This is a genomic window from Streptomyces sp. F001 (assembly GCF_004187715.1).
In the GTDB taxonomy this organism is placed as follows: Bacteria; Actinomycetota; Actinomycetes; order Streptomycetales; family Streptomycetaceae; genus Streptomyces; species Streptomyces flavusporus.
In genome coordinates, this window is sequence record NZ_QZWF01000096.1 from 1 (window position 1) to 5,927 (window position 5,927).

The 5,927-nt window shown below is 71.0% G+C and carries 5 protein-coding genes; 3 read left to right on the plus strand and 2 right to left on the minus strand.

Annotated elements, in window-relative coordinates:
* From StrepF001_RS44085 to StrepF001_RS44095, 3 genes are all read left to right on the plus strand, one after another.
* On the plus strand, window positions 1-1,098 hold a 1,098-nt coding region (locus StrepF001_RS44085; RefSeq protein ID WP_129803692.1), incomplete at its 5' end, for a radical SAM protein.
* Window positions 1,099-1,313: 215 nt separating this feature from the next.
* Window positions 1,314-2,840 carry a cellulose binding domain-containing protein gene (locus StrepF001_RS44090; RefSeq protein ID WP_129803693.1) on the plus strand — a complete coding sequence of 509 codons (1,527 nt, stop codon included), beginning with the start codon at window positions 1,314-1,316 and terminating at the stop codon, window positions 2,838-2,840.
* A gap of 193 nt (window positions 2,841-3,033) precedes the next feature.
* Window positions 3,034-3,735: a hypothetical protein gene (locus StrepF001_RS44095; protein WP_129803694.1), complete on the plus strand. Its 702-nt coding sequence runs from the start codon at window positions 3,034-3,036 to the stop codon at window positions 3,733-3,735.
* A gap of 60 nt (window positions 3,736-3,795) precedes the next feature.
* Here StrepF001_RS44095 and StrepF001_RS44100 read toward each other — a convergent pair whose 3' ends face one another.
* Complete coding sequence (locus StrepF001_RS44100; RefSeq protein WP_129803695.1) at window positions 3,796-4,056, minus strand: hypothetical protein; 261 nt, start codon at window positions 4,054-4,056, stop codon at window positions 3,796-3,798.
* 25 nt (window positions 4,057-4,081) lie between these two features.
* Window positions 4,082-5,803 carry a DEAD/DEAH box helicase gene (locus StrepF001_RS44105; RefSeq protein WP_129803696.1) on the minus strand — a complete coding sequence of 574 codons (1,722 nt, stop codon included), beginning with the start codon at window positions 5,801-5,803 and terminating at the stop codon, window positions 4,082-4,084.
* Window positions 5,804-5,927: the final 124 nt, after the last annotated feature.

Below are 5,927 nucleotides of genomic sequence, written 5' to 3' on the forward strand. Positions count from 1 at the left end.
CCGGAGGAGATCATCCTCACCGGCGGCCCGTACGACCTGCGGCGGACCGTCGTGTCCGTGCGCGTGAACCCGTCCTCGCCGTACCGCGTCGCCGCCGACGACGAGGGCCTGCTCGGGCTCTACCTGGACGGCAGGCGCATCGCCGACGTCGGTGTGCCGCCGATGCCCGAGTACTACCGGCACAAGCTGTCCAACGGAAAGTCCGTCATGGAGGTCGCCCCGACCATCCAGTGGGGTTACCTCATCTACCTGACCGTCTTCCGGGTCTGCCAGTACTTCGGCGCCAAGGAGGAGTGCCAGTACTGCGACATCAACCACAACTGGCGCCAGCACAAGGCCGCCGGACGGCCGTACACGGGCGTGAAGGACGTCGAGGAGGTCCTCGAGGCCCTGGAGATCATCGACCGGTACGACACCGCGAAGGCGTCCACCGCCTACACGCTCACCGGCGGCGCCATCACCAAGACGGTCGCCGGACGGGACGAGGCCGACTTCTACGGCCACTACGCCAAGGCCATCGAGGAGCGCTTCCCGGGGCGGTGGATCGGCAAGGTCGTGGCCCAGGCGCTGCCGAAGGACGATGTACAGCGCTTCAAGGACTACGGCGTGCAGATCTACCACCCCAACTACGAGGTGTGGGACCGGCGTCTGTTCGAGCTGTACTGCCCGGGCAAGGAGCGCTACGTCGGCCGCGACGAGTGGCACAAGCGCATCCTCGACTCCGCGGACATCTTCGGCGCGCGCAACGTCATCCCCAACTTCGTCGCGGGCGTGGAGATGGCGGAGCCCTTCGGCTTCACGACGGTCGACGAGGCGATCGAGTCGACCACCGAGGGCCTGCGCTTCTTCATGTCGCACGGCATCACGCCCCGGTTCACCACCTGGTGCCCCGAGCCCACGACCCCGCTCGGCAAGGCCAACCCGCAGGGCGCGCCGCTGGAGTACCACATCCGGCTGCTGGAGGCCTACCGCGCCACCATGGACGACTTCGGTCTCTCCTCGCCCCCCGGCTACGGCCCGCCCGGACCCGGCCGTGCGGTCTTCTCGGTGAGCTCCTTCATGGACAGTCTGCCTGCGCAGAAGCCGGCAGAGGTGTAGGAGGGACACACTCTGGGCCGGATCGAGACGATCCGGCCTCCCATCCGTATGAGTCACAGAGTGCCGATGCGTGGACGGAGGAACGCAGGGGGGATTTGAATACGCGGCTTGTCAGTTGTGGCGAAACCGTGAAAAGCTCTTGACCCGCCCCGAGGTTCCCCCCAACTCCCTTGCCGATGTGGCGAGTTGACCTCGCATGTGGATGCAGGAGACTCATGCCCGACCTGCCGACCCCCCAGGACGCCGCCGAGGCCGCGCTGTTCTCCGAGTGCTGGGACACGGTGCTCTCGTACGCCGACCTGTGCACGTCCGGCTCCGCGGCGGCGACACAGCTCGCCCGGGAGGCGTTCGCACACGGTATACGCGAGGCCCGCTCCGCCGACTCCGGAACGCACCGCAGCGGTGGCCGGCGGGCCCCCCGACTGCCGCGGATCCCCCTGCTGCTGACCGCCGTTCGCACCACGGCAGCCGACTGGGAGAGCCAGGGCGACGGCCACCGCCTCGACCCCGAACTGCGCCTGTGGCTCAACTCCGAGCAGGCCGCCCGCTACACCGGACCGCCGCTGCACCGCCCGCTCGCCCTGCGCGCCCTGCGCGACATGCAGGGACCCGACGCGGAACTGCTGTGGCTGGCCGAGGTGGAGGCGCTGCCGCTGCCGGTGGTGGCCCGTCGGCTCGGCCTCGACCCGTCCGGCGTGGCCGAGGAACTCACCGAAGTGCGCGGCCTGTTCCGGGACCGTTGCCTGCGCAACCACCTCGACACGCCGCTGCCCCCACAGTGCCGCAGTTACGCCCGGCTGCTCGACGCGATCACCCGCTCGCCGATCGCCGACACCCCCGACGACCTCTCCCGGCACCTCGCCCGCTGCACACAGTGCGCGGAAGCCGCCGCCTGCCTGCGGCTGCACGGCGGCGGACTGCCCGGCGCCCTGGCCGGCGGCGTCATCGGCTGGGGCGGCCTCGCCTACCTGGAACGCCGCCGCCGGGCCGCCGAGGTCCGCCTCGGTGCCGGCCGCCCCGACGCGGGCGACCGGGACGACGAGGCGGCAGGGGCCGGTGCCGACAAATCCCGCGTCCTGCGCAACGGACTCCTCGTCGCCGCCACCCTGGTCTCCCTGCTCGCCCTCGCCGTCACCCTGATGCCCCGCGGCGGCACCGGCGACAACGCCGCGGGATCCGGCGACGGCTCCGACCGCCAGCCCGTCGCCGACCCGCGCCCCTCCATACCGTCCGCCGACCCCCGCCCCTCCGACCCGGCGTCCGCGTCGCCCGAGCCGTCGGACCGCGAGGGGTCCGACCCGCCGACCCGGCACGAGGACCCCGACCCGGAACCCCAGGGCACCTCCACCTCCACCACTCCGGCGGACACCGGCCCGGCCGATGACGAACCGGCCGCCTGCCATGCCCGGTACGACCTCGTCGGCCAGTGGCCCGACGGCTTCCAGGCCACCGTCACCGTCACCACCGAGCACGCCCTCGACGACTGGCGGGTCGCCTGGTCCTTCCGGGACGGCCAGCGGATCGACCAGATGTGGGACGCGAGCTTCACCCAGAACGGCGCGCGCGTCGTCGTCGACGCCGCCGACTACAACCGGTCCGTCCCCGCCGACGGCAGCATCTCCTTCGGCTTCCTGTCGTCCTGGCGCGGCAAGAACTCACCGGCGTACGGCTTCACGCTGAACGGGGAGGAGTGCGCCAAGGCGTCCGTGGACAGCAACGCCCCGTCCGCTGAACTGAGGTAGAAGGCGGTCACATACGCGACCGCCACGAGCGAGCAGCCGAACATCAGCACCCGGGACCAGGCAGACCTGGGTGAGTACCGGCGCGGCGGCTCGGCACCGGAGCGGTTCATGTGCCGGAGGGAACCGCGGCCCTGGGCGGGCTCGTGTCCTGGTATGGGCGGAAGGGAAACCGGGCGAGGTTCGCGGGGGAATCATGCAGATCATCGAGGTGACCGGGTATGCCGTCCGATCTGCTGTGATCACCATGAGGCGGACAGGGAAGCCCCTTGAATTCGTGATCTTCCCGATGCTGCATGTGGCTTTGCCGACGTTCTACTCCCAGGTCCGCATCAGGCTCAGGGAATGCGACCTCATAGTCATGGAGGGAATCCGAGGGAAGTCGGTCGGAGTGAGTGCCCTCACGCTTGCTTACCGGTTCACCCCACGGCGTCGGCGCAACGGCCTGCAGGAGCAGAGCGAGGAGCTGTTGCTTCCCGAGGGCGTGCCGGTCGTCAACCCGGATGTGACCGCGGCGGAGGCGATCGCAGACCTGAAGACACTGCCGCGGTGGACTTACCTGTTGCTCATGGTCGCGGCTCCCGTGCTGGGCCTGGTGTTCGCGCTGCGCGGTCCGCGGGCTTTCCTCGATGAGGACCTGGTGGTCGAGGATCTGCCGTCGACGCTGCGGGCGGAGATGCTGGCCGACGATCCTGTGGAGCGCGCGATGACCGGTCGGCGCGACCAGCGGTTGCTCGACGCGCTCGGCGAGATCCACGCGGAGCGCGCCGACGAGCCGATCCGGGTGGCCATCGTCTACGGAGCCCGTCACGTCCCGGCGATCGTGTCGGGTCTGATGGATCGTTACGGGTACCGGGCACGTGAAGCGGAATGGCTTACCGTCCTTGTCCCGGCGTAGACCGCCGGGCGAAACCGGTTCTGGGCGGCCCGGCAGACGGCGGCGTCACGGCTGGTTCGATCACGTGATGCCGAGGGCGGTCAGCCGCCGGGTGGTGTCGCGGGAGTCCGCGCCCGGCTCCGGGAACTCTTCGACACCGCCCCCTTCGCACGGTACGGCTACGTCGAGTACGCCGATGCCCACGCCTTCGGCGAACAGGCCTCGCAGGAGGTGTCCACGATCGCCGCGCTGACCGAGGTCGTGGGTGGCCCAGGGCGCGACTCGCGACTGCTCGCGGGTCCAGCCCTGCGCCGCCGACGAACGCCTGTGCGAGGTGACCAACAGGGGGATGGTGCCTGATACCCCACTAGGTGGCAGAGCTGCGGCGGCCTCCTCGGTGGTCGGAGCCGCGGCCGCCGGTGCCGGCCGTGCCGCGCGTGGTTGATCCCTTCGCCGTGCGCCGGCCGGATCCGCGGACGGTCTTGCCGGAGGCAGCGCCGGTCGCCGCAGCGGCAGCGGCCCTGCGGTCGGAGCTGCGGCCGCCCGCGCCGACGGCACCACCCTTGGCCCCGTCTGCTCCTGCTCGGCGGGCAGAGCCGCGGCCGCCGGTTGCGGCAGTGGCTGCCGCCTCGGCCGTGGCCCGGCGGTCCGAGCTCCGGCCCCCCGTCCCGGTGGCAACACCTGCCGCCGCTCCGGACCCGCCGCTGTTTCGGCGTCGGCGGCCGGAACGCCTGCCGGGCTCTGTGCCGGTTTTCCGGTCTCGGCGGGGCGCTGCGGGTGTCGCCGGCTGGGGGACCTCGATGGTGACGGGCACGCCGGAAGGCTCGCGGGCGCCGGTGATGGTGGCCAGCTCCGCGTCGCTCGACGTGATGCGGGCCGTCCGGGGGCGGATGCCCGCGTCCGACATGAGCCGGGTGACGTCCCGTTTCTGCTCGGGCAGGACCAGCGTGACCACGCTGCCGGAGCCGCCGGCGCGGGCCGTGCGTCCGCCTCGGTGGAGGTAGTCCTTGTGGTCGGTGGGGGGATCGACGTTCACGACGAGGTCGAGGTTGTCGATGTGTATGCCCCGGGCCGCGACGTTGGTCGCCACGAGTGCGGTGACCTGGCCGTTCTTGAACTGTTCCAGGGTGCGGTTGCGCTGCGGCTGGGAGCGGCCTCCGTGCAGTGCAGCCGCGCGGACACCGACGGTCAGGAGCCGCTTGGTGAGGCGGTCGGCGGACCTCTTGGTGTCGAGGAAGAGGATGACCCTGCCGTCACGGGCCGCGATGCGCGTGGTGACGGCCTTCTTGTCGGTCTCGTCCTGGATGTGGAGCACGTGGTGTTCCATGGTGGTCACCGCTCCCGCGGACGGGTCCACGGAGTGCACCACGGGGTCGGTCAGGAACCGCTGCACCAGGCGGTCGATGTTGCGGTCCAGGGTGGACGAGAAGAGCATGCGCTGTCCGTCGGGCCGTACGCGCTGGATCAGCTTGGTGATCTGCGGCAGGAAGCCCATGTCGGTCATCTGGTCGGCTTCGTCCAGCACCGTGATGCGTACGCTGTCGAGCACGCAGTCACCCTGTGCCACCAGGTCGTTGAGCCGACCGGGGGTCGCCACGAGCACCTCGGCGCCGCGCCGGAGCGCGGCGGCCTGCTTGGTGATGGACAACCCGCCGACCACGGTGGCCAGCCTGAGGTTCACCGCCGTCGCATAGGGGGTCAGCGCGTCGGTGACCTGCTGGGCGAGTTCACGGGTGGGCACCAGCACGAGGGCGAGGGGTGCCTTGGGCTCCGCGCGCCGTCCGGCCGTGCGGGCCAGGAGCGCCAGCCCGAACGCGAGGGTCTTACCGGAGCCGGTGCGTCCCCGTCCCAGCAGATCACGGCCGGCAAGCGAGTTGGGCAGCGTGGCGGCCTGGATGGGGAAGGGGGTGGTGACGCCTTGCGCGGTGAGGGTCTTCAGCAGCGCCGCCGGCATGTCCAGACCGGCGAAGTCCTCGACGGCGGGAAGTGCGGGCGTCGCGCTTTCCGGCAGCCGGAATTCCCTTGGCGACGACGCGGACGGTGGGGGTGACGAGGCGCGCCGGTTCGGCTTCTGGGGCCTGCGGGACATGCAGTTATTTGCCTTCCTGGAAACAGCACAAACCGGGGTCCGCACCATGGCGGTGCGGACCCCGGTGAGCGGATACGCGTCCGGCGATCAGGCGGGGACGATGTTCTCCGCCTGATCGCCGGAC

What these genes read in the sequence shown, in the direction of transcription:
- StrepF001_RS44095 (WP_129803694.1), top strand. Translation starts at nt 3,034, where the DNA reads ATGCAGATCATCGAGGTGACCGGGTATGCCGTCCGATCTGCTGTGATC.
- StrepF001_RS44090 (WP_129803693.1), top strand. Translation starts at nt 1,314, where the DNA reads ATGCCCGACCTGCCGACCCCCCAGGACGCCGCCGAGGCCGCGCTGTTC.
- StrepF001_RS44105 (WP_129803696.1), bottom strand. Translation starts at nt 5,803, where the DNA reads ATGTCCCGCAGGCCCCAGAAGCCGAACCGGCGCGCCTCGTCACCCCCA.